Source organism: Bradyrhizobium sp. CCBAU 51753, from assembly GCF_015291565.1.
GTDB lineage: Bacteria > Pseudomonadota > Alphaproteobacteria > Rhizobiales > Xanthobacteraceae > Bradyrhizobium > Bradyrhizobium ivorense.
Genome location: NZ_CP030037.1, coordinates 2,466,747 through 2,489,865 on the forward strand (window position 1 = coordinate 2,466,747; position 23,119 = coordinate 2,489,865).

Below are 23,119 nucleotides of genomic sequence, written 5' to 3' on the forward strand. Positions count from 1 at the left end.
CCCTTCGGAAGCCGCGCTTCTCCAGCCGCCAGGAAATCGATCTGTTGCGCGTGCTGGCCGTCGGGATGGATCTTCACCTCGCGGACGGGCTCCGTCCTGAACAAGCGCATCGCGTAGGCCAGCATGACCGCTCCCTCGTAGAAGTGCCGGTCCGGCCGGTCGGCCGTCGCCGCGCGCATCACGATCAGGTCGTCGAAATCCATCCTGCTGCCGCAGCAGCTACAATCTCCGGGCGATCATCGCTGGATTATCGCCCGGCTTCGACTCGGCTATCCTCCCTGTGTCTCTGCGGGATGCCGGACGATCCTCGCGATGACTGCCGAACCGAAGCCGAAAACGATCAGAAAGAAGGCACGCCTGCGCAAGCCCCCGGAGGAAATCGTCGACTACGTCGTCGAGATCGAACAGTGGGATTTCGGCTACTGGCTGGCACTCAATACGCTGCGCGATCCGCTCGACCCCTACCACGACCACCGCCACCTGCATCTCAAGGGGCGGCTGCTGCGTCCGACGGGCCTGAAGACTGAGCGAGTGGAGGTCTCGCTGTTTCCCTCGCTCGGTCTGCAGGAGGAGCGCCGAAAGGATCTCAAGCCCATCGCCGTCGGATCGATCGAGGCCTATACGGAGAGGTTCTCCGCGAGCAAGGGAATCCCGTCGGATGCCTTGGCGCCGATCATTCAGATGCTGAACGCCGGCCGGCTGAAGTTCGTCGTCATGCGGGGCTCGAAATTCCGCTACCGCAGCGCCCGTCTGGTCAGCTACAGCCTGAACTCGAAGCTCAACGAGGATGACTTAGGCTAGGCCGGCGCCGCCGCCGCTACCTCGGCGGCGGCCAGCTCCGCTTCATCGCGCTTGCTGTACATGACGTCGGCGATCTGGAAGCGCTTCCTCCTCGTCCAGGAATGCGGATGCCAGATGTCACGCCGGTGCTCGAACCTACCGGCCTGCATGTACAGGACGCTCACGGCGATGGTACCCAGATCATAGAGCCAGGCTCCAAGAATGCTCCCACCTGGGTCGGTCTTCCAGACATGCAGATTCGATCGTCCCACGATACCGTCGTTCCGGCCGAATTGCAGGTGAACCTCCACGTGCGGCCGCCCGGACATGATCGCGGTCGAGAACGGATCAAGGGCGATCGGCACCTCATGACCATTCGCCTTGGCTTCGGCGAGCATGCAGCCGGTCAGCTTGAGGAAGAACAGGTGAACGTTGAGCATCTCGCGTTTCGTGCAGTGCGGGAAGATGCTGTCGCAACGGATCATCTGGCCAACCGTCAATCGCCGCGATCGCAAGCGGTCCGACATCGTCTCCCAGGCGCGGTCGTGCGGCTGCGTCCGAGTGCTGTTGCATTGTGAGCAGATCCGGACAGGCGACTTCAGAATCTTGGCGTCGAGGCTTCCGACAGGGCGATTCGCCTTGTGGAGATAGTGATAGAAGAACGGCGCCTGCTGCGAGGGCTTGCCCAAAACGGCCAGGAGGTCGCTGCGCTTGGTCTTGTGTTCGCCGGAGTCGGCCTTGTTCTCACTGCAAATCCAACACAGCGCTTCGGCCGACGCGGCAGCCGCCGGCTCCGCGGCCTTTTGCGGTATCTGATATACCGCCAACACGATAGCGATCGAGAAGAAGAAAGAAGAGAAGCTTCTAAAGACCGATCCCTTGGCCGAGCGGGAGAGTTGCAGCGAGCGAACAATCCACAACAGGGTTGATCGGTCGGTGGCGCTGATCCTGGAGCGGTTTGGTGACGTCGAGCTCGATATCCCAGTGGTGGATGAAAAGCCGCAGCCGGCGCACACGCCGAACTTCATGACCGAGAGCGGCATGGCCGGGGTTAACCCGGTCGTTAGCCCGCACGGCAAGGTCTGGATCGGCGGCGTCGGCTGGATGAAGGACGGGAAGCGATGGTTCAATGGGCAGGAGAAGACAACACGTTACGAGGGACGACTGACGGGAGCGAGACGATGACCATCGTCAACATTGTCGATCGACGAAAGCGGGGGCAGCGGTTCTTGATTGTCAACGCCATCATTGAAGCGGCATGGCATCACAACTCGCGCACGGATGCCGACCAAGTGCACCCGGAATCGGGTGGCCCAGACTACGCCGAGCGCGAGCATAGTTCATTGGAAGAGGCAGTTCGCTGGGCAAACTCATTTCCTGAGCCGGTTGTCCTGTATCTGTACGACGAAGACGCGGGTAGCCGCAAAACGGTTTGCCGGCACAGCAAATCACCTGCTAGCAGATAGCATCCACGCTTGCCCGCCCGGAGAAATCCGGGGCGGGTTTCGTGTCTAGGCCGCCTTCGCGGTCAATTTATATCCCAGCGCTTCCAGCACTCCCAGAACTGTAGAGAGCTTTGGGTCCCCATCCTTCGTGAGCCCCTTGTATAGGGCCATCCTGGTTACGCCAGCCTGTTCGGCGACTTCCGTTATGCCTCTCGCGCGAGCGATGATGCCGATGGCATTCGCAATATGGCCGGCGTCGCCAGTCTCGAGCGCGTCATCTAGCAGGGCACGTTGACTTTCCGGGGTGGTGAAGTGCTCTTCAAGATTCCACTTGGTGGTTTTGATAGGCATGTCTGTTACTCCAGTTCAGAGGCCATTTTCTTGGCGGTCTTGATGTCCTTGCTTTGGGTCTGCTTGTCGCCACCGCAGAGCAGGATGATGATCGTCCGCCCGCGCTGGGTGAAGTAAACCCGATATCCGGGGCCGTAGTCGATCCTGAGTTCCGAGACGCCTTCGCCAACCGGCTTCACGTCACCCAAAAGGCCTGAAGCAACGCGGGCGATCCGGGCGGCAATCCGGTCACGGGCACGATCATCGCGGAGACCGTCAAACCAGTTCGTGAAAGCTTCTGTGCGCCGGATTTCGATCATGTGTAAACTGTAGTATGCAGATTGAGGTTTGTCAACTGCAGTTTACAAAATATATTGGCTAGGAAAATGACTGAATCTGCAGACGATCAGCAAAGGCCTGCGCACCTGTTCAAGCCGGGGCAATCTGGCAATCCGGCAGGTCGCGCCAAGGGCTCCCGCAACAAGCTCGGCGAGGAGTTCATCCAGAAGCTCCATGCCGACTTCCAGGAGCACGGCGAGGCCGCGATCGTGAAGGTTCGCGAGGAGAAGCCCGACGCTTACCTCAAGGTCATCGCCGGCATCCTGCCGAAGGAACTGAAGATCACCAATGAGTCCGATTTGACCGATGAGCAGCTTATCGAGCGTATCCGGCAGCTCGACGCCGTCATTCGACCTTTCCTCGGCGCTGAGGGAGAGGGCGGCGCTGGCGGCCGAGATCAGCCGCCGGCTATCACGCACTAGGCTCAAGCGCGACAAGCCATACACCAAGCAGAAGGTCTTTCACGCGAACGGCGCCAAGCATACCGAGCGCCTGTTCATGGCCGGCAACCAGCTCGGCAAGACGGTCGCGGGCGGGGCGGAGTGGGCGATCCATCCGACCGGACGTTATCCGGACTGGTGGCAGGGCGCCGTGTTCGACAAGCCGCCGCTGCTCTGGGCGGGATCTGTGACAGGTGAGAGCACGCGCGACAATCCGCAGCGTATTCTTGTCGGGCCTCCCCCGAAAGAGGAGGAGTGGGGGACAGGCTTTCTGCCTGGTGATGCGTTGGTTGATTGGGATCGCGCTAAGGGCGTGCCTAATCTGCTGGATTAACGTACAGGTCCGTTGGGGCGGCGATGGCGACGTTCAGGCCGGCGTCGCGGTGGTGGCCTTCAAGGCTTACGAGAAGGGCCGCGAGAAGTGGCAGGGCCCGACTGTAGACGGCGTGTGGTTCGATGAAGAGCCGCCGCTGGACATCTACACCGAGGGCCTGACGCGAACGAACAACGGGCAGCGCGGACAGTTCGCCATGTTGACGTTCACGCCGCTGCTCGGCACGTCGGACGTGGTGCACATGTTCATTCAGGAATGCGGGCTGGAATGAGCCGGTCCATCGTCCGCATGACGATCGACGATGCGGAGCATTACACCCCGGCGCAGCGCGCAGCGATCATCGCGAGCTATTCGGAACATGAGCGGGAAGCGCGCGTAAAGGGCATCCCGACGCTCGGCAGCGGGCGAGTGTTTCCGATCGCCGAGGAGAAGATCAAGACCGAGCCGGTCGAGATTCCCCGGCATTGGGCACGCATCAACGGGCTCGACTTTGGTTGGGATCATCCGTTTGCCGCGGTCTCTTGTGCGTGGGGGGATCGCGACGCTGACGTCTGGTACGTGACGGCCAGCTATCGAGAGGCCAAATTGACGCCGGTCATTCACACGGCATCAATCAAGCCGTGGGGCGATTGGATACCCTGCGCGTGGCCTCACGACGGCCTGCAGCATGACTAGGGCAGCGGCGACCAGCTCGCCAGCCTCTACAGCGACCAGGGCCTGAACACACTGCCTGAGCGCGCTACGTTCGAGGACGGCGGCAACGGCGTTGAGGCCGGCGTGATCGAGATGTTGGACATGATGCAGACAGGCCGGTTCAAGGTTTTCTCGCATCTCAAAGAATGGTTCGATGAATTCAGGCTTTACCACCGCAAGGATGGCAAGATCGTGAAAGAGCGTGACGACCTTCTGTCGGCGACGCGGTACGCGCTCATGATGAAGCGTTTTGCCGAGACGGCGCCGAACATGCGCGAGCGCAAGGGCCGTGTCGCGGGCGGGTGGATGGGCGCCTGATGGCTGACGACAAGAAGTCCGATTGGGACGAGGTGCATCGTCAGGCGCTCGAAGAGTACGAGCGCGACTACGAGCGCGAGCGTCACAACATCAACGATGCCTATGAGGATTTGAAGTTCCGCCGCGGCCGGCTTGAGGACCAAGGTCCCTCATCAACGGTCTGTGGCGGAATTGGTCGGAAGAGTGCGTTCAAAATAATAGCCCGATCTTGATCCGATGCAGGATGTTTTTCATCCTGAAGCAATCCCATATAGGTGAGGGCGAGTGCCCGACAAGAATTCATAGTTGTTGCGCGGAAGCTACGTACTCTTCGAATGAACCGAAAGCATCTGTTTCGATGTCGCGAAGGATTCGATCGAACGCTTGGCTTGAGCGGCTCGGTAAGGACACCTCTCCATAATTCGTGTTACCAATCACAATAGCCGACGAAAGAAGGCCGCTAAATCCGGCATAAAAGCTCGACTCAACCCTGAAAAATTCTTTAAGCCCGGAAGCATCAGGAATGTCCAGAGAAACTCCCTGGCTTGGGATCCGCAGTTCAAGAGGAAATGAGACCATAGAACAAACTTTCGCGCCGCTGTCCAAAATACCGCGACTGCGACCGCAGCCCGTTGGGACACTTAAGGGCGAATCGTGGTCTTAACACAACCAGACAAGTGAAAGATTGCCCGGCTGGCGCCTTCTACCATGCACCTGTGGTCGGAGCAGTAGACCAGCAGCCCTCGGACCGCCGGATTCGCGCATTTCGCCTAGGGTGATTTTGCGGTCGGGCATCTGGGGCAGGATAACAGAAGCGCGGCTAGCGGTCGCTGTCGTCGGATATTTGATCGTCTTGCTGAAGTCCGCGCGCTAGTCGATCAAATATAACGGGCGCACTAATCCCGTAATAGAATGCTGACCACAAATTGGGGGAGTCCATCAAAACCGGCAGAGGCCCAGCCGCCGCTACGGCGAATAGAATTCTGGCGCACAGGAAGAACGGCTTCTTGTAGATCGGAGGACATCCTCCGCCGTTCGCCACCGACATTCGCAAAGCGGCAGCTATCTCGATAGCCGCGCTTCCGAGTACACCAAAGCTGTAGGCGGTATAGGTTTCAAGCGGCATCAGCCTCTATAGCGATGCCCAGCTCCCTCGCGCGCACCGCCCCCAAATCGCAGAAATGAAACATAGAAAGATGAGTGCTTTAAGAACGTCTTCACCATCTTCTCGTGATGGGTGATAGCAAGCACACCTAGAACTATGTTTGCAAGGGCCAATGCAACCATACCGGTCAAAGTGATATATCCAAATGATTCAAAAATTGCATCTGCCACGGTCTGGCTCCGAATGTAAAATGAGCGACGCGGATGCTTTCGGCAACGTCAGGACATTGGTCTTACGAACCATCATCCCGGTTCGGCTTAAGGAACCCTTAATATCTCGGCAGAATCTGCCAATTTCAAGGCCTCGGCGCGCTGTTTTGGCGCAATATTTGCCTTTACAGGCTCGCTATTTTGGCGGGTGAGAGGGTTAATCCCACAACTACTGCAGTGCTTCTGCATCGCAAAATAGGGTCTTCCGGGCTCCCTCAGGGCGAACTCTCATAGCTTGCCTCGACATTTGCCCGCATCCAGCGCTGGGGTCACTCTCCGCCCAGCGCTGGGCGGTCCCTTGATTAGAGTCGCTCCCACAAGCTTTCCGAAACGGTCTCGCCTCGTAGCATTGTGCCGTCTAGATATGCCGGCGCGTCGAGGGACAAGGGACTCCGAATGTCGCCATAAGCGCGGCTTGGGTTTTCTCTGTTGTGCTTCTTGATGAGGTCCTTCGCTCGAGTGGGAACGTCCTCTCGTCGCAGGCGGCGTTCTGTTAGTTCAATCCAGAGATCGCTGACGATCACGTCGCGGTCGTTTTTCGGCAGATGGCGCGGCGTGAGGCCGTAGAGCCATTCGTAATCGCCTGGCTGGAAGATGTAGACCGGGATATCGTTCGGGCTGCAATCGGGCACGAGCACGCCGCCGTTGCTTCGGCGATAGGCCCTGCGCTCTGACAGTTGCTCATCAAAAAAACGGCCAAGGTCGGCGTTAAGGCGCCGCGCAGTTCTCAACGTGCCATAGGTGCAGATCGGCTTTCGGCCGGGGCCGCCGTTGTAGATATCTGTGATCTTCATGTTCGTCAGGATTGCATTCCTCACCGCGCGCTCGACGTCGGGCGTGATCGGCTTTCCACGGGCAACGTTCGCGTAGTTGCATGCCTTGCAATAGCGCGTGCCGTTGACCGGCTTGATGCCGACGTTTTCGGGCGTGAGGGGATGCCCCTTCGAACAGTGCGTCCTGGTGGCGAACGCTTTCTTACTCAGGCGCTTCCGGTTCTGCGCCTCGGCCGCGTTGCGCTGCGCCAGTTGATGCGCGCGTTCGGCCCAAGCCGGATGCAACTCGCAATGTTTCAGGAAGGCTTTCTTTTGGCAAATGGCGTCTTTGCGATTAAGGATCAAGCGGAGCGTGTCTCCCGCCTCAAGCCGCTCAATAAACCGATCGGCCTCGGTCGCGTTCATCGTGAAGGTGATGCTACCGGCGTTGATGGCGTCAGCGCAAGAAATGCAGGTTCGGGAGACGCGCTGCTTGTCGTGCGCAGCCGGATAAAAGCTCGATAGCAAGAGTTCTTTTTCACAGCAGCGGCAAAACGAGGTCCATTTCCCCGTTTGCTCGGCGACTAACTTATAGCAGCGTTTCCACGCCTCGGGCGCCTCTCGCATCACGGTCCGTTCGGGGTTGCGCGCACGCTTCTCTGACTCAAGAGCGGCCCGCTCAGCCAGCTTCACGCTCGGGTCTTTGCGTTCGTTTTCTCGATGGCAGACCTTGCAATAATGGCGACCACGCGACGGCTGGAAGCCGACGTTATCGCCGGTCTGCTCATGTCCCCTTTGGCAATGGGTGCGGGCTGCGTACCGCTTCTTGTTGCCCTCTATCGTCTTCAAGGCGCCGTTGGTATTCGCGAATGCGAGGGCAGTTTTGCCCCACTCCGGATGTAGTTCGCAGTGCTTGAAGAACGCCTTGCGGGAGCACAGCGGCCGTCCGCCTGCACCGCCAATGATCGTTCGGATGGCCTCGCCCGCTTCGAGGCGTGCCATAAACGCCTCGGCCTCGGTCGCACTCATTGTAAATACTTGACCATTGCATATGGCCGACATGCACGCTTTGCAGATTCTCGCTTGGGTCCTTTGATTGCCGCGAGGAAAATCGTCTGCTCGAAGATCAAGCTCGCATCTACGGCAGTGCCTCGTCGCTGCAGCAGTTTCTGGGCTCGTCATATGATTGCTCCTAGCGCAGGAATTGCGCACGCGGAGCCGAATCCTGAATCGAGTCGGCGAGGTGTCCTGATCGAGTCAGGACGGCAGCGGAATTGAAGCGGCTGCAGGGAAAGCTAGCGTTAGCTCACGGCAATGGGTTCGCAGAAAGCCCGCCATTCTTGAATCGTGAGCCGACTTTCCAAGCCAGGATAGTGACGGGGATTGCGGCAGCAGCGGCACTGGCGCTTGGGCTGCTCTTTGAAGCGAGCCATAGCCTTGGGATCCGTCCAACAAGGGCAGCTCAGATCATCATAGTGCTGATTGCGATCTTCCTTTAGTCGGCGTCGCATGTGGCGCTCAGTTTGGTGGCGCCGAAAGTCTCTCGTTCGCATGATCATCTCCGTGTGCGGGCGCAACCCGCATGGTTATGATCATCAGTTGCCTGCGCATCGTTCTCTCCTATCGCTGCTGCCAATCTTACCGGAACAGCGCGATTGCCACCACAATAATCAGGCAGAGGCCCATGCATATGGCTGTGAAGCGGCCGCGGCGATGAAGCCGACCGGTCATTGTTCTACAGTCTGGTCCAATGTCGCCTCGAGCACGGAACGAAGTCGCTCCTCTGCCCTAGGATCGTACTTCGGCCGCGGCAGCGGTGTGTAAAGTGTGGGGTTTGAAACCCAATTGCACAGATCGACGCCGGAAGCGACGATGGCTTTTGCGAATGCGGGGGCATGGGCGAGCGCGGTAACGACCTTGTTGAAGTTGGCGCCATACATCTCGCGGCCTTCCACCATGACGAACAGGAAGTCCGCCAGACTTGCGTTGCCGTCTTTGGGGCCAAAACCGTTCCATGCGCAGTGCTCGGTTGCCGACACCTCGGCGCGCACGCGGGCCCACAGCTCACGCTGGCCGCGGGCGATCACAAATCGGTCGGCCGCGTCGGTGATCTCCGTCTCGCCGTTGCGCGATGGCTTTGTTCCTCCAGCCGCCCAGTACCAACGCTCGTCATCGAATTCCGTCATCGTCGCTCCTGTGAAACGAAATGAGTACGCAATCTGTGGCGATAACTGTGGCGGTGGCGTCCTGAAGATCAGCAGGACGCCTGTAAACTCTCTTGATCTCTGTCGGGCGCCAAGATAGCTCGGATTCGCCATGTTGTAATTGCTACGATTTTCGTTCGGCTGCCAACAACAAAGTTGGACTGCGCGCCAACTAAGGGCGGACTGGAAGGGGAGAGAGGCCAAGTAAGCTTGGACTCGCGAGCGAATTCATGCGGGCGTTTAAGCCGAGAAACCTCGATGGCATCAGAAACGCGCCACAGGGTAGACTAGTGGCTCGGGGGTATCGAGCGCGTCGCCATCTCCATCAATTGGCAGGGAGTCGCAACTCGCAAGGATGCCTCCTGCCGCCACTGTGGTGGCTCAAAATGCCTTTTGAGAACCGAGAACAACTCAACCATTCGGGCGTAAATGGTACCCCATCGAGCCGGCGATCCAAAAGGCAACTTCTTTAACAGTTGATAGATATGCAGCGATTTCCCGACTTCTGCCCAAATCAATGCGCCGTTGAATGCCGCATCTATAGTGGATTTGCGCCGCCTCAATTCGGCTATTTGGATTCCACGCAAGCTGTATCTCGGGCCAACCTCTAGAGTGTGTCGCTTCCAGTCTATTGTCACACAGAGTCTAAGGCTGCCTCTCCCTGTTCGAAATACGAGGTAATCGCTTTGGCTCACCAAGCTAAATGTTGTTGCCGCTCGGATCTCAGCGGCAAGTCCGGAGATGAAGGCCTGCGGCGATCCGGCGCAAAATTCGTCGGGATCTGATCTAAGACCGAGCGCTCGCCGTGCGCTGGCTCGATCGATAAGGCGTGTAGCACCGTCAACTCGATCCAGTTGAATCGCTTTTACGCCAAGATCTGCCAATAGACGACCCGCTAGCCGAGTGTGGCACTTCAGAATTGGCGCATAGTACCGGGCGGCGCAATACTTTTTGTGAAAAGTTTCTACTCCGCGGGTGTCAAGTAATTTGGGCAAGTACTTTGAGCTTTTTAGGTAGCCAAGTCTTCTTAGCGCGACGACCGCAGGTCGATCGATGCCTAACGCCATAGCAGCGTCAATGATTGTAATACCAACGGGGTCACTCCTACCGTGGTTGCTCGAACGAGGCTTGGATCTAGGGATAATGATCGTTCCAATCGTCTCGCCCACGCGCCCCAAAATTTGCAGCTTTCCGGCAATCAGTTGGCGCACAAGGTGAGCCGGATTTGTCTTGGCTGAGCGTTTGACGTCGCGCAATAGCCGTCCCGTCGGGGGAACCACATCAATTTTGTTCGCCGATCTAGCTAAAGATTGCCCAAATGATTCGATATCTTCCCGACGAAAGTGATCACCACCTTTGCCTTGGAAGCGAACGAACCGTCGCAGGATCCCCAACTCTACAAGGCTATCAAAAAAACGCCGTGAGACATCCAGCATTTTGGCCGCTTCGTCCCGGCCAACAAGGCTTGAAGCGGTACTTCGGATCAGGCGCGCCTCCTCGTCGGAGAACGCAAAGTAATAGCGTGACGAGGCGCGACGCAGTCCAAGTCCACATGCAATTGTTCGAACTTGCGATTCAGACATGCCAAGTTCTTCTGAAAGGTGGGCTGCGTCAGCTAGCTGGATGCGCGCCTTTGCGCGCTCTAGATAACGGTCGCATCTGGCCAATCCGTTTCCGGTCGCCGCAACCTCAATCATTCGGTCTGTAAAGGTCGTTCCAAAGCCCTGCGAAGAATCTTTTGCGGCACGATACGCCCAACCAAACATTAACTGTAGGCTTCGACCCTTTCGGCTTACATCGTCTTCGGCGTTCGCCGCAAGGTCTCTGAGTGTACAACTAATTCTTTCATTTCCTGCCCGAAGGATATCGAACCCAGCATTGAGTACGCGGCCGTGTCCTAGCAGTTTTAGGGATGGGCGTGTTTTTCGAAACCCGCCAAGCGCAAGCGTCCCGGCGAACTCAATGGCTGCAAAAAGGCTCGCCAACGTCTTGAAGTCATCGAGCAATGATATTGGCAACTTCTCGGTTAGACCGAGCCGTCCCAACAGGTAGAGCTCAACCGACGGCGCTAAAGCGCTCGCCCGCTCTTGTCGCTCGGCGATGCGACTGCCGAAGGGTGAACGCTCGAATGATGGGGACCACCAGGGAACCGGATGCCCGGATCGGTCGATACAACAAAGCGGTTGGTCGTGAAAGGGGCACCGACGAAATGCGACAAGATCCCAAAATGAACGATGATAGGCGTCTTCTGCCAAACAGGCAGGACAAAAATGTCGCTTCCCAATTGACCAATCGCGGCGGCGCAGTGTCTCTCCGAACATTTTTACAGTTGTATTGCTTATTATTGGCGTCGCTGAGCGCAACCGTTCTTTGCCGTCGATCGGGAATGATAACGCAAAGTCAAGGCACTCGCTCGGTTGAAGCACTCTTCCGTTGAGCCCAAATGAACTCGCGAGGGCGCTCGCACTGATTTGCCCATTTAGACCGGCAAGTCGAACGAAAAAGCCATGCGCAGGCTCGTCCCGTCGAGGGTGATCCCACTTCGGAAGTGGCGGTTCACCGCGTCCATTGAGGTCAGTATAGATCATGGATCTATTTCTTGCTGAATATCTCGTCGCTGGGCTTTTTGCGGGTTGGAAGTGGTTCAGACGGAGGCGGTGGGCTCTTGTCGGGAGCATTCCTGAGATCGTCCGCAAAGGGATTGAAGGCTTGTCCCCGTGGCTTACGAATATCCCATGCTTCGGCGAAGAAATGCATTTCGATGCGATCGGCACCGGCGTTTATCGCTAGGCACGCGGCAGCGAATATAAACTCCTTCAGCAGTCCAATTACTCCATCAGAAACCCAGTACAGACGTTGAGCCAGAGCAACCGATCCCAAATTGCTTTTTGTTCGAAACGGCAGGAGGTCGTCGATGTAATCGCAAAGCAGGCGAAAAAGCTTTTGGTCAGCTGCATTATCCCAATGGTAGGCGGGAAGTGGATGGTGGGGCAGCAATCCACGTCCCTTAAGCTGCTTGTCTGCGGCGAGCAGATCGTACGTCTCGACGAGTCCCGCCACGCACACGTTAAGTGAGCGCAGATTGAGTATTTTTCGCAGAAGGCTGCGCACGTCCTTCAATGTCTTCTTGCGATTTGCATCAAAAGCTTCCTGGAATTCGTCCAGCAAAAGAAATTCGACTGCCGCATCGCGAAGCTCGCATAGAATGAGACCAATTAGTCCGCGCGTGTTCATCCGTCGCGTGTAGGGAATGTTCAGAGCGTCTGCGATTTGCTCTGCCACGGCTCGAAGGTTGCACTCGGTTGGCATGTCGACATAAACGACGCGTCGAATGAACCCCTTCGCCGATTTCGAGGGCGGAAAGCGATTTGCATAGCGTTCCAGGACGTATGACTTTCCTGTTCTAGATTCGCCGTATAGTACTGTGAGTACACTGAAATCTGGAGCGCCTCCGTTTACCGGCATGTGAAAGCGGCCAACCGCAGTGATAGCTTCCTTGAACCTATCATGCTCGACAAATAGGTTCTTAACTATCAACTGTCGTTCCACGGGTGATAGCGCTGCGCGTTTCTTCCGATCCAATAAGCTACTGTTGTCACTCGCCATCACTCGTGCTCCAGTTCTTTTTAGCCTTTAGCGCGGCAAGATCATCCGTTGTGTCCGCGCCCGACAAGGCATGTGAAAAGTCGGCGTCTACCACCATTGGCTCGGGTGATGCTGACGTACGCTCCGCCGATGTCGCACGTCCCGCAGTGGCATTTGCGGCTGCGCCCGTTTGAGCAGCATTCAGGGACATGCTCTTGCCAGCAGCTATCGGATCAAGATGCTGTGATCCCGAGCCATCGGTCGGAGCGAGGCAGGGTACAACCGCGCTCGCGAGGCGCTCGCGGTGCTGGTTGCCAATATAGCGTGCGAGTCGTCGGTGAATTTGCTTTTGCTCTCGCTTGGCTCGAATGCTAGCCAGCGCGTCCCCCAGACGGCCGAAAGCCTTCATGAGTTCGTCGAAATCGATGGCGTCTTTCGTCTTACGCTTGGCTTCCGCCACTACGACGTCATGAGCGTGACGATGTCTGCCTTTGGCATACGCCAATTGCGAGGCGGTCGCCGGGACGATGAGGATCGTGCCTGGATTGTACGGGTCTATCACGTAGAGCTGCCCGATATCTTCGGGATCGCGACAGCATTTGTATCGGGTGGGCTCGTGGTGCTCTCGTGACGACCGGTGATGCGGATGCGTCGTGAGTGTGAGAAGCGCTGGCGATTCATAAGTTAGATAATCCCAAACGATTCCATCGTTTTGAATTGTCCGCATTTCCCATTCGCCGGCGAGGGCGACGAACAACTCAGGTGGTGGAAGGGGACCTGCAGGGTATACAGCGGCCTTTTCGTTCCAGACACGGATCGGGATGTCGCCAACCCCGCGGATAACTCCCAAGCCCTTCGACCCGTGTCTATTGTGGATCATCACAATCCAGTAGACGAGCAGAGCTTCGAACTCGTCTAGTGTCAGTGTTGGTTCGCCAAGGTCATCGTGGTCCTTGCGCTCCGCCGGATTCGAAAGCGTCGTTCCGACTATGTGATGAACCAGCCCGGTGTTTAGAGATCCGAAGAATCGCTCGAGGGCTCCCTTTAACCAGGGGCAGCGAGGGCGGAAGCGCGGCTTGTCCATCTTAAGCTCGCGGGCTGCCTCTCGAATGTCGTCGCCAATGAAGTGAAGAGCATTGTCTACACCAAGGTTTTCGATGCGCCCCCAACACGGCCATGGTTCAGTTACTGCAGGGAACTTTGACATGTCCTTTGGGTACATCGCATGGCGAAGACCGGCTACAAGGGACGCGTAAGATGGAGCTTCCCAGCCGATGCTGTAGCCGACGACCATTCCTGTCGCCCGACATCTAAGTATAATGAGATCGGGTCGGCCCAGTCGTAGGCCACCGGTCTTATCGAGTAGAACAATATCGAGAGTGCAGTGATCCGTCTCGACGAACTGATAGGGGCGCTCGGGGAGCGCCTGTTTGCGATAGATTCTGTGAACCCTGTTCGCATAGTGAGGGTCCTTACGGTAGTAGTCTCGCGTATATTTGTCGATCTGCGAGCAGCGACGCTGAAAGGTGCGAAGACTTGGAGTTTCGATCAGTTGAAGTTCAGTCTCCGAAAGGTGTCGGCGGCACTTCCGTTTGTATGCATTTACAGTTGAAACGACCTTCGCGTAGGCCATCTCTGTCGTCATTTTCGGCGTGAGCCACCTCCACAAACCGCGTTCGATTGCGATCTCTCCGATCGGGTCGAAGGCGGGGGTGCGATTGCCCTTGAGATAGTGGCGGTTCACGAGAGCGGATTTGCCGTAAATTTCGCCGAGCCGAATCCAACGATCTATCCAATCAAGCACGGTGTTGAAGTGACATCCCTTTTCCGCACGACTACTGGCAACCCGCTGGATTATAGGCTCCAAGACGGGGCGTGATTTCTTGAATTCATAAAAGGGATTCTCGTCCTCGTCGGGCAAGTGGCCGTCTAGACAGGCTTCTATATAGGCAAGCTTTCTGTCAGCTTCTGCAATCTGCGCATCCGTCAAGGTTATCCGATTTGGTATTGGCCCGCGGGGCTTGCCATACACAAAGCGTCCCGCGACAAACTGAAAGTGTCCGGTAGAAGAGAGAAATGCCAGTTGCGTATCGGTGTAGAAGTGGAAGTCTTTGTTCTTTAGATCTGTAAAATAGACTAGATCGTCCAAACGTCTATCCGTGACGCAATTCCGGCCATGAAGACAAACGAGGTCTCCGGATCGCAAGTCGAACCGCGGCGCCATAGCCCGTTGTAAATGCGCAATGGATGCCGATTGGCCCGCTTGTGAAAGAAGAGGCGGCGCGTTCATGAATTGCGCCTCCAAAGTAGGGTTCTGATTGAAAACGGCTTTGCTAAATCCAGATCGATCTCGCCTGCGAGCGCGAGATTCATAATTGCAGTGTAGACTCGATTGCTTCCCTCGGGCGAATTGACTCTTGCGGTACCTATGACACTCTCGATCGTTGTTGGGAGGTTAATGCTCGCGATGACCTCTCGCGTTCTGATGAGCGCCGCAGAATCTTCCACGATGTACCGGTGTCGCTTCATGATTTCGCAGTTCGATAACCGTGGCTCCAATCGAATAGTACCCTCGGTGAGAACGACGAAGGGAACGTTGTGATCGATATTGTAGGCAGCCGTGATGTGCGGCTCACATTTCAGCCAGGCGTTGGTGGTGGTGAAGAACAGCGCCTTGGCGTCAATGACGGCGATACGATGGTTGCGATAGCGCAATACGACGTCGGGGACATACGTGTGCTTTTCATAACTGTCGGCCTGAGTGGGAATGAAGTACTCGAGCGTGTGTGGTTCGATCGCATAGCTAGCGATGTCGGGATTGGCGGACAGTAGGGTTCTTACGTCTCGCTCGAGCAAGGAGCGAAACGGCGAAAGGCCGATCGCCTTGTGGTCACCACCGTCGCCGTCTACTGCACGATGATAGTTTCTGCGCTTGACTTTGCGGACCGGGCCCGAGCCAGCAAACAGTCCCAAGTCCGCGGGAGTCGTAGTCGAAATCTTTCTCATACAAACGCCTCCCTCAGCAGGAACCAACCAGGATCGCTAGTGCGATCTCATGCAGTAAACCGATGTAATCCGGTTATAAAGAGGGCGGGGTTGGCGCCGGCCAAGTTTGAGCGTTCGTTTATTGGCGCGCGCCAATATCCTTCATTAATTGGCAACGAGTGTGTAGGTCAGCCAAACTACGCGGCGCGCCTGTCCGCGTCGGCTAGTGCGCAGATCGCGGCGCCGCCGATCGTGCGTAGTTATTTTCGATAGGACTCGGAATGCCAGGCGGGGCGATCGCGTAATGCGACGGTCTATGTCGATGTCTATGCAATCGTGTCGCGCGACCATCGCTCTAGTCGTCCGCGGGCGAGGGGGATGGGGCCACCGGGCCCGTAGAGCGGCAGCCCAGGCGTAGTGCAAGTGTTATCAGCCGGTTTGTAATCTCATTTGCGATGCGATTGCGAAAGCAATTGTCAGTCGCTCCCATTATCCCGACAGGTGCCTGTGAGCCAACGCTTCAGTTCAGCCGAACACTTCACGGAATCGAGTATGAGCTCGATATCAGTTTTAGCTACCAGTTTCTGCCAACCGCCAGCCTGAAATGCTGCCAGGCGCGGAATGTGGATCCCGTCCCACGCGATGCTAAAGACTGTCTCTTCCTGCTCCCATATGTCAATAAACTGAGTATGCCGATGACGACGCCACGCGATCACCAACCCGCTGAAGATTGCGTACTTCGTATGCCGAAAGCGGTAGTTCGCTTCCGCGCGTGCGAAAACATCCTCGCGTCCGACTCTGTCTAAAATGCGCAGCGCGGCATCGCGTAGGTCGATGGCTGTCGTACGCCGTTTGCTATCGTTCATGGTCATCTCGTTTGCTTGGTATTCAATGGCACGATAAGCCGCACCTCCATTTAGCTGGGCGCCTCCCAACCGCGGTACGAGAAAGATCAATGTCCTCATCGGTTTTCTGGGCCGAGTATGTGTCAATCGAAGCGTGGCGCGCGGTCGATTGGGTCTTGTTGACAATCTCGACGCCAGTGAAGGTCATCTTGATCGAAGCCGTGGACGTCTAGCGCTTGATGCGCATTGGTTTGAGCGTCCGACGTAGCATGCGCCCTGCTTTGCGCGTACGATTGGGTCGGTCGAACCTCATCAAGCAGAGCTTCGGCGACCTCTCGATAGCCAGCTTCGACCAAGATGGCCTTCTGAAAAGCACGTCGAGAGGCCACGGCAGCAGGGGTGACTAGGTCATCCCATGGGCTCTCTTCGAACCTATCTTGAGGCTGACACAGCTCGCGATAGTCGGTGTATCCATAAAGCCGCGCGGCGAGATCTAAACAGAAGCAGTGCGTAGCCGCGACGCCACGAGACCAAAGAGCTTTCTTCAAGCGCTTCGCGGTCAGTTTCAACCGCCGAGGATGAACATTAAATCGCATACTGGTCTCCACTGCTGATGGTGTCCGAACTTCGATGTCGTTCCCGACGGACGTTTCGCTTGAGGGCCAAAGGAACGGCTACAGTAAGTAGAGACCGTCAAGCGAAGACGGTAAGAAGTCTAGGATGTATGCAGTAAAACTTAGAGGGGCGGCCGTTGGCGCGCGCCAGGTTCTGAGGTGGGTTTCTTGGCGCACGCCAATATTCGCGACTATTCTTGAAGGGGAGAGCACCGTGCCTGGTTACGATGCGCCTTCTGCATCGCCCGTTTTCTTAATCGGCTCTCAGCAGCAAGGCGCGCGGGCAGCCCATCAACTTGCTCGATCCAGTTGAGGAGCCGTTTCTCACCGATAATCCAACGGCCCTTAAACTTGAAGCCGATCCACCGCTTCTTTGCCGCAGCTTTCTCGCATTCCTTTCTCACGGTTTCGTCGCTGCGTTGCCAAGCGTCTGCGGCCTCGTCTAGATCCAGCGCGCTTCCCCGAAGAAGTTCACCAATCACGTCGTGATCGCTTTCGAGCAACTCTAGGTCGGCCAACGCTTGCTCTAGATTCGTGATGATCCGGCCCATGGCAGGATGATCAATCATCGAGTCATCTCCCTGCTTTCGAGGCTGCCTCAGACGGGATAGCGCAGCTCGGAGTCACAGTGCGCCCGCCTACGATCTTCCCGGGTGGCAAGCCGTCAACAACAAACAGGAAGCGGACACCATCACCGATAGCCGCAACGACTGCTCGCGAAATGCCGAGCACGCAGTTATCGCGGTCTGCGTTCATAACTGCTGCTAATTGTGATGCGAGTTTGCACCGTGATGTCGTTCCGTGCCTGCGGAGACTTAGAGATTTTACAGTGGTGATTTCGTGCGGCTTGGATCGGTTGCGTGCGTTCATCCGGTTACGGGCAGGGGCCAGGCCGGTACGCGGTGTTCGCGAATAACCGGAGTGAATATCTCCGTACAGTTGCTCCATGACTGAAGTCCTTCTCACTAGGAACGCTCCGCCGTTCGCCAGAACGATTCCGGCGTCGGCAGGGGTGGAAAGTGGGGAACTAGGAGGACAACCTCAGCCGAATGGCCTTGTGTTCCCAGAGCATCCTTGTACGCTATGGGCGTGTCGTTGGGCCAATTAGAGGTTCTTCCTCTATGTCTCCCTGCGAACGGGCGGTCCTGGCGAAAACAGGGCCGCCTTTCATTTTGATATAACGTTTCGAGGGCGCTTTGGTCTGCCTCCATTCGGTTGTTGCGGAAAAGCCAGAATACGATTTCAGCCAAAAAGGTCAAAACAAGAAACAACCAGAACGAGCAACTAGGGGTAGTATATAAAGAAATTTCTGTGACCTCTCCGAGGGTGGCGCGTAGGCGAGTCCTTCAATTGCAAGGTCTGGCGTGGTTTGCTGGTCCGAAGGAGACTTTCAAGGATTCAACTACCGAGAGTATTTCTTTTTGCGGGCTTTTGGGTGCCTTCGTGGTTGGTGTTGCGTCAAAGTGAGTGGTAACGAATCTCTCCCAAGGACTCGGTTACGGATCCCTGCAAGGCTCAATCCCAGACGAGGTGCACGCTGAGGGTGTGCGGCGCGGCGTTCCAGGATTCTTCACTCTTGACAAGTGGGAGGAGGCTCGGGCAGCGGATTTCTCTGACCGTCAATCCTTGCGGTCGCAGTGCACAAGGAAAATGCGAATGCACAGGAATGAAGGATTCGGCGCATGCGCCGTTGCTTTAGCGACGACTTCACTTTCTGGATGCGTCTGTGGATTTGCGGTCTTGGGCTAAGTATTGTTACCGTTCAAAGCATCGAGCTCGATTGTCACGAAGCTGTCGCTGAGCCGATTGTAGCGGCGGCACGCAAGGTCCTTACCGAAATTCGTTCGGACGATGTGGAGGTTCTCGGGCCCGCGCGGCGCGGGCGCGAGGACGCCTTTGGCGTGCTCAGAACATGCCGTAAAGAGGGGGCCCCCGCCGCTGACGAGGTATCCCTCGTTGCCACAAATCGCACAAGTGCAGGCGGAGCGGGCGACAGCCAATTCGATCGCTTCCTCAATTGCCTGTTCGACTTGGCTCGGAAGCTCAGCCTTGGCTGTCCAGGAGATGTCTAGGCGACCATGTCGTTCCACAATCTGTCTGAAATGAACTGGATAATCATCGGCGGCAGATGAGACCCGCTGGGCCAACTTGATCACTATGTCGCGCCAACCGTCCGCACAGGAAGGAAAGCCAGGCGAATAAGGAATCCCGCGATAGCTTCGTACGAACAGTTTCGGATAGAGCGCGATAACTTGCCATCGCCAGTCTTCCGCTACAATTGAAATGCGACGGCCGTACTGAAGGTTTTGATTGCACATTGTTGCTGCTCCGCCTGGCGTCTCCGTTACGAGCCGGTGATCAAAGAACGATCGACTAAGCACGCATTTCAGCGTACTCAACTTGCGCAGCATTAGTCGTCGGCGTTCATCCCGAAGCGGCCCAGCTCAGCGGCAGAAAGAGGAAGCGGGTGCCGGCGATCCGATCGGAGGCCCACGACTGAATCAAGCGTAAGAGCCGCGGTCAAGTCGATGGCGAGAACGCCTTGGCTGATTAACGCGCAGGCCAAGTTCATTGGATCTCGGACGCCAATCGAATTGCTCAGGGAGCGGATTGTAAGGTGTCGACGAGGCGCTTTCGATAGGGCGCGAATTACGCCAGTTTTCAGTGAGGGCGGTACTTCATAGTTTCTGTGGCCCCAGATCCGTCGACAGTTTTCCGCACGCGGTTCCTCGTCGATCCCGGCGTGATCAATTTCCACAAGCCGAATCTTATGGTGCCTGAGGGCGAGGAGGAGAAGTCCTTCATCATCGATGTCCCTTGAGGGGCGCTCATCGACAATATCGAGTGCAACGCGGCCACTTCCGAGTTCAGCGACCAGCATTTCGATCGACACTTGATGGCGCCGATATGAGAGCGATTTCATGAATCGGAGTCTGTGAACTGCCGGATCAAGCAGGAGCTGAATTGCCAGATCGGCAAACTTAGAGGGGCAGCTTTGGACGAGTTCGGGAGTGTCTCGAGGGCGCTTCTGATTAGAGCGTGTACGTCGAACTTTGCTTACGGTATCGGCGGCCTGACGCCCTCTACGGTGAGCAAGAGGCCGGTCGGCAGCTGACGATAGCCCCGTCTTCTGAACCACGATTGCCGCTCCTCTTCGCAACCGTCATGTAAGTGTGAGATCTAGCAGTGTTCGATCGGAGATAACCACGCCAGCAAGCAACGAGTCAACAGATAGCTAGATAGCTAGATAGCTGAAGTGTTTTTGATGCAGACCGCGCCGTAACTAGTGTCGATGGGGCCTGAGTTTGGGTTCTGAAAGGGAGAAAACGAGCCTGTGGACCTCTGCGGGCATACTGCCGATTTGGGCTTTTCCCTTTTGCGCCAAAGTGTTAGTGGAAATCTCCGGGGCCAATAGCCGGCTATCTGCGGGAGAGGGTAGGAGTGCAAAAGCCGATTAAGAAGGCATCTAGCTCTCGTAAGAGAGAGGACGGTCGCCGGCAGCTGTTGATCTATTTATCGCCTAAATTGATCATGTCGCTCAAGCGAGCGGCGCTTGAGCGAGAGCAGCCGGCATACGAGTTGGCCGAAGAAGCGATCAAAGAGTGGCTGTCGAGGGAGAAGCGGAAGCGTAGCGAAAAGTAAGGGCCAATCGTGTTAACACGAGTTGGTTGACTGCGCATGAAATCTAGGAAGATTCGGGCCACATCTAGGTAACTCCGCCAGGCCCAATTGGCCTGAATTTTGCGGATTTGAAGGGTTGGTCGACGTGGTACCAAATCTAGCTACTAGTTCAATAGTCCTCCTAGCTATATCTGAGCGGCCATCTACGCGTTGAATTTTACTTTGATCGTTATGCCCCGCTAAGTCCCCACGACTGGCGCGTCCTCTGCTGGGTCCCCGAGCCGGTAAAGTCGATTCCATGTGCGAGCCCACTTGCGATTACGGTCGAGCCAGATCAATTGTGACGTATGAATCGCCCGGGCGTTAGTGTACAGCGGATGTCCGGTCGCATATCCAACCAATACGAAGATGATCGGCAACGTACTGCGTTCGAGTTTGGGCTTCACAAGGGTCGCGCGCCAACTCTCAAGCAGTGGGGCGCAGACGAGTTCGGACGGCGGCGGCTCCTCACCCTTCAGATATGACTCGAAGTCGAGCTTAAGCTGTCCGGTTGCGTCGATATCGTCGGCTGACATTTGCGGGATTCCAAATTCCATCTAGGCATTGCTTATGCTTACGGGCGAGCTTGGAACGTCAGCGGATTGACAACGACGTGCAGGTTCTTGCGCATTCTCCATTGCCATCCAGCCACGCTGATCTGTCGTCTTCGCCAGCTTTTGATCCCTGTTCCGGTCCGGGCGCCTCCTGCAGAGCGACATTCAGTGCCTGACCGCGCTGGCATTTCGCGCCTCGATCGTAGCTTCCAAGATCTTCTGCAGCTTGCGGATGCTCAATTCAGTCCTTTCCCAGGCGCGGGCTATCACTTCGAGTTCGTCATGAGCTAGGGGCCACACGAATCCGTGCTCCCCATTCTCGACGGCGAGTTCCTGAAGCACGTTTGCTGCAAGGACCGGCAGATCAAGGATTCGGGGCGCTGGCACCTTGATGATACGGAACCGGTCCTTCAAGGGAGCGGGGAGGGGCTCGATCGAGTTCGCGGTAGCGATGTACGAGATGAAGGACAAGTTGAGCTCGGCGTCGAGCGAGACGTCCCGGTGCCTCGCCGCAGTCTCGCGCTCGAGAAATGGCAACAGAGCGTCCCAGAGTCGGCCGTTGTGCGTTGAGGTCCCCGATTTATCCGCTTCATCGATCATCACAATAGGATTAGCAATGCGCATCTGGTTGATGGCGCGCGCTGGTGCTGACGGAATACTACTGCTCCACGCCTTGGGGCAACCGCCGAACATGTTGTCGGAAGCGCCGGAGCCGTCATAGCGGTAGACGCCAATGCCAAGCAGATCACCGAGCCGGCGCACCAGACGGGACTTGCCGACCCCAGCAGGCCCAGTTAGCAGGACTGCCTTTAGCCGCACTGGCTCGCCTTCCCGCAGGTCGCGCAGCACGAGATCGATGGCAGTGGTTGCGTGCGGATATTCCATCATCAGCGTCGTCCGCACGGTATCGAGATCGCGCGCGACGACCAGCGGCAATCTCACATCGAGGAGGTCCTTGAACCCGGACTGATCCTTACTAAGAGAGGTTGCCTTGTCCTTCTGTATGACGACAAGACTGAAATCTTTGTGCTCGTATCGATGCTTGGGTCGATTCTGCTGGCCTGTGACGGCTAGGTCGCTGGAGGCCGTCTCCTGATCCAGCATCTCGAGCCGAGTAATGAAGAAGATGCTATGCTCATCGTCTCGAAAATCGCCTCTTGCTGCGCTCCACCAAATGGCGAGGCGCTGCAAGGCGTGATTTCTGGTGATGCTGGCAACTGGCCAATCCCAAAGATGCTCGACAGCGTAGCCAAGCTGCGGCAGCACGATCTCAAACGTTTGGGGTTTGACTGGGTCGGTAGCGAGCATCAGCGCGGCGAGGGCCTCTTCGCCGCGACCTGCCGCGAACAAAAGGTCGGCGAGCGTCTGGCAGGCGACCTTGCACCGCTCTTTCTCTCCCGACCAGAAATCGGCGGCAACCAGATCGCGCGGTAGAACTTTAATTTCGCTAATACGCGACCAGAAGAGCAGGGCGGCCGGGGGCCAGCCATTCTGCCACAGGAGTTCGACTGGCAAGGGCATCCGCACGCTTCTTGTCTGAGACATGCTCAGTTCCTCGTTTGGCGCAGGCCGATTGAGGAGATAGGTACCGCAACCGAGAGCGAAGTAACGCAACCGCCTCGAACCGCATCAGAACGCGGTCAGATCGTTCGGAACACTGCCGAAGCTGCGTATGATCTTGGCGTCCCGGAAGTGCCCCCTCGCGGGATCACCCGTCCGGCTGAACGCAACTGCGCCGACGTAGCCGGGCTTGTGTGAGAACGCCTCGGCGCGCACCACGGCTGAGTTCGGATTGAAGCACTGGACAGCTTCGCCAGGCGCGATGCCATCGTCCGTAATCACAAAAGGCAGAACGACATAGTAGGTGACCTCGGACATTTCATGCCTC

At 56.9% G+C, this 23,119-nt stretch carries 25 protein-coding genes and 1 pseudogene; 7 read left to right on the plus strand and 19 right to left on the minus strand.

Translation table 11 applies throughout. The annotated features are described in order from the left end of the window. The first annotated feature begins 312 nt into the window (after positions 1–312). Positions 313–801 (plus strand): hypothetical protein, encoded by a 489-nt coding sequence (locus XH93_RS11070; protein ID WP_194473512.1) that lies wholly within the window; start codon positions 313–315, stop codon positions 799–801. Here XH93_RS11070 and XH93_RS11075 read toward each other — a convergent pair. Further along, on the minus strand, positions 798–1,700 hold the full coding sequence (locus tag XH93_RS11075; protein WP_194473513.1) for a hypothetical protein: 903 nt from the start codon (positions 1,698–1,700) through the stop codon (positions 798–800). The genes XH93_RS11070 and XH93_RS11075 overlap by 4 nt on opposite strands. 16 nt (positions 1,701–1,716) lie before the next feature. Here XH93_RS11075 and XH93_RS11080 point away from each other — a divergent pair, with 16 nt between their 5' ends. Both XH93_RS11080 and XH93_RS11085 read left to right on the plus strand, forming a co-directional pair. Then, the gene (locus XH93_RS11080) at positions 1,717–1,965 is read left to right on the plus strand and encodes a hypothetical protein (protein WP_194473514.1); all 249 of its coding nucleotides are present in this window, start codon (positions 1,717–1,719) and stop codon (positions 1,963–1,965) included. Then, positions 1,962–2,246, plus strand: coding sequence for a hypothetical protein (locus XH93_RS11085; RefSeq protein WP_194473515.1), 285 nt, complete (start codon positions 1,962–1,964; stop codon positions 2,244–2,246). The genes XH93_RS11080 and XH93_RS11085 overlap by 4 nt, the downstream gene beginning before the upstream one ends. Positions 2,247–2,291: 45 nt before the next feature. On the opposite strand, the gene XH93_RS11090 is transcribed toward XH93_RS11085, so the two are convergent. Together XH93_RS11090 and XH93_RS11095 are read right to left on the minus strand one after the other, a co-directional pair. Next, a complete protein-coding gene (locus XH93_RS11090; protein ID WP_194473516.1) occupies positions 2,292–2,576 on the minus strand; it encodes an addiction module antidote protein in 285 nt (94 codons plus the stop codon). A gap of 5 nt (positions 2,577–2,581) precedes the next feature. Beyond that, a complete protein-coding gene (locus tag XH93_RS11095; RefSeq protein ID WP_194473517.1) occupies positions 2,582–2,875 on the minus strand; it encodes a type II toxin-antitoxin system RelE/ParE family toxin in 294 nt (97 codons plus the stop codon). 54 nt (positions 2,876–2,929) lie between these two features. Between XH93_RS11095 and XH93_RS11100 the strand changes: the two genes are divergently transcribed. The 3 genes and pseudogenes from XH93_RS11100 to XH93_RS11115 all read left to right on the plus strand — a co-directional run bounded on the left by XH93_RS11100 (position 2,930) and on the right by XH93_RS11115 (position 4,891). Continuing rightward, the gene (locus XH93_RS11100) at positions 2,930–3,316 is read left to right on the plus strand and encodes a DUF5681 domain-containing protein (protein WP_371814979.1); all 387 of its coding nucleotides are present in this window, start codon (positions 2,930–2,932) and stop codon (positions 3,314–3,316) included. Beyond that, a pseudogene (locus XH93_RS42250) lies at positions 3,201–4,679 on the plus strand (terminase large subunit domain-containing protein). The gene XH93_RS11100 and the pseudogene XH93_RS42250 overlap by 116 nt, the downstream one beginning before the upstream one ends. Further along, positions 4,679–4,891: a hypothetical protein gene (locus tag XH93_RS11115; protein WP_194473518.1), complete on the plus strand. Its 213-nt coding sequence runs from the start codon at positions 4,679–4,681 to the stop codon at positions 4,889–4,891. The pseudogene XH93_RS42250 and the gene XH93_RS11115 overlap by 1 nt, the downstream one beginning before the upstream one ends. 67 nt (positions 4,892–4,958) lie before the next feature. Here XH93_RS11115 and XH93_RS11120 read toward each other — a convergent pair whose 3' ends face one another. The 13 genes from XH93_RS11120 to XH93_RS11175 form a co-directional block, all read right to left on the minus strand. Continuing rightward, positions 4,959–5,237 carry a hypothetical protein gene (locus tag XH93_RS11120; RefSeq protein WP_194473519.1) on the minus strand — a complete coding sequence of 93 codons (279 nt, stop codon included), beginning with the start codon at positions 5,235–5,237 and terminating at the stop codon, positions 4,959–4,961. Between the two features lie 241 nt (positions 5,238–5,478). Beyond that, positions 5,479–5,784 carry a hypothetical protein gene (locus tag XH93_RS41870; protein WP_210340476.1) on the minus strand — a complete coding sequence of 102 codons (306 nt, stop codon included), beginning with the start codon at positions 5,782–5,784 and terminating at the stop codon, positions 5,479–5,481. Then, positions 5,784–5,993 carry a hypothetical protein gene (locus tag XH93_RS11125; protein WP_194473520.1) on the minus strand — a complete coding sequence of 70 codons (210 nt, stop codon included), beginning with the start codon at positions 5,991–5,993 and terminating at the stop codon, positions 5,784–5,786. Before XH93_RS11125 ends, XH93_RS41870 begins: the two co-directional genes overlap by 1 nt. Positions 5,994–6,334: 341 nt before the next feature. Further along, positions 6,335–7,813, minus strand: a complete 1,479-nt coding sequence (locus XH93_RS11130; RefSeq protein ID WP_194473521.1) for a hypothetical protein — start codon at positions 7,811–7,813, stop codon at positions 6,335–6,337. 698 nt (positions 7,814–8,511) lie between these two features. After that, entirely contained in the window at positions 8,512–8,970 is a 459-nt protein-coding gene (locus tag XH93_RS11135; RefSeq protein WP_194473522.1) for a hypothetical protein, read from the minus strand. A 305-nt stretch (positions 8,971–9,275) separates the two neighbouring features. Beyond that, a complete protein-coding gene (locus XH93_RS11140) occupies positions 9,276–11,576 on the minus strand; it encodes a TniQ family protein (protein ID WP_194473523.1) in 2,301 nt (766 codons plus the stop codon). A 4-nt stretch (positions 11,577–11,580) separates the two neighbouring features. Next, positions 11,581–12,594, minus strand: a complete 1,014-nt coding sequence (locus XH93_RS11145; RefSeq protein WP_194473524.1) for a TniB family NTP-binding protein — start codon at positions 12,592–12,594, stop codon at positions 11,581–11,583. Beyond that, complete coding sequence (locus tag XH93_RS11150) at positions 12,584–14,722, minus strand: hypothetical protein (protein WP_194473525.1); 2,139 nt, start codon at positions 14,720–14,722, stop codon at positions 12,584–12,586. The genes XH93_RS11145 and XH93_RS11150 overlap by 11 nt, the downstream gene beginning before the upstream one ends. Positions 14,723–14,859: 137 nt before the next feature. Then, entirely contained in the window at positions 14,860–15,579 is a 720-nt protein-coding gene (locus XH93_RS11155; protein WP_194473526.1) for a hypothetical protein, read from the minus strand. A 455-nt stretch (positions 15,580–16,034) separates the two neighbouring features. Next, complete coding sequence (locus XH93_RS11160) at positions 16,035–16,424, minus strand: hypothetical protein (RefSeq protein WP_194473527.1); 390 nt, start codon at positions 16,422–16,424, stop codon at positions 16,035–16,037. Between the two features lie 784 nt (positions 16,425–17,208). After that, positions 17,209–17,586 (minus strand): hypothetical protein, encoded by a 378-nt coding sequence (locus XH93_RS11165; RefSeq protein ID WP_194473528.1) that lies wholly within the window; start codon positions 17,584–17,586, stop codon positions 17,209–17,211. A 1,176-nt stretch (positions 17,587–18,762) separates the two neighbouring features. Further along, positions 18,763–19,335, minus strand: coding sequence for a hypothetical protein (locus tag XH93_RS11170; protein WP_194473529.1), 573 nt, complete (start codon positions 19,333–19,335; stop codon positions 18,763–18,765). Between the two features lie 92 nt (positions 19,336–19,427). Further along, positions 19,428–19,940: a hypothetical protein gene (locus XH93_RS11175; protein WP_194473530.1), complete on the minus strand. Its 513-nt coding sequence runs from the start codon at positions 19,938–19,940 to the stop codon at positions 19,428–19,430. A gap of 518 nt (positions 19,941–20,458) precedes the next feature. Here XH93_RS11175 and XH93_RS11180 point away from each other — a divergent pair. Then, positions 20,459–20,659: a hypothetical protein gene (locus XH93_RS11180; protein ID WP_194473531.1), complete on the plus strand. Its 201-nt coding sequence runs from the start codon at positions 20,459–20,461 to the stop codon at positions 20,657–20,659. A gap of 218 nt (positions 20,660–20,877) precedes the next feature. Here the strand turns inward: XH93_RS11180 and XH93_RS11185 are convergent, their stop codons facing one another. The 3 genes from XH93_RS11185 to XH93_RS11195 all read right to left on the minus strand — a co-directional run bounded on the left by XH93_RS11185 (position 20,878) and on the right by XH93_RS11195 (position 23,109). Next, positions 20,878–21,213, minus strand: coding sequence for a DUF6634 family protein (locus tag XH93_RS11185; protein ID WP_194473532.1), 336 nt, complete (start codon positions 21,211–21,213; stop codon positions 20,878–20,880). 183 nt (positions 21,214–21,396) lie between these two features. Next, complete coding sequence (locus XH93_RS42255) at positions 21,397–22,752, minus strand: AAA family ATPase (RefSeq protein ID WP_246799571.1); 1,356 nt, start codon at positions 22,750–22,752, stop codon at positions 21,397–21,399. 108 nt (positions 22,753–22,860) lie between these two features. Continuing rightward, positions 22,861–23,109: a hypothetical protein gene (locus XH93_RS11195; protein ID WP_194473533.1), complete on the minus strand. Its 249-nt coding sequence runs from the start codon at positions 23,107–23,109 to the stop codon at positions 22,861–22,863. Positions 23,110–23,119: the final 10 nt, after the last annotated feature.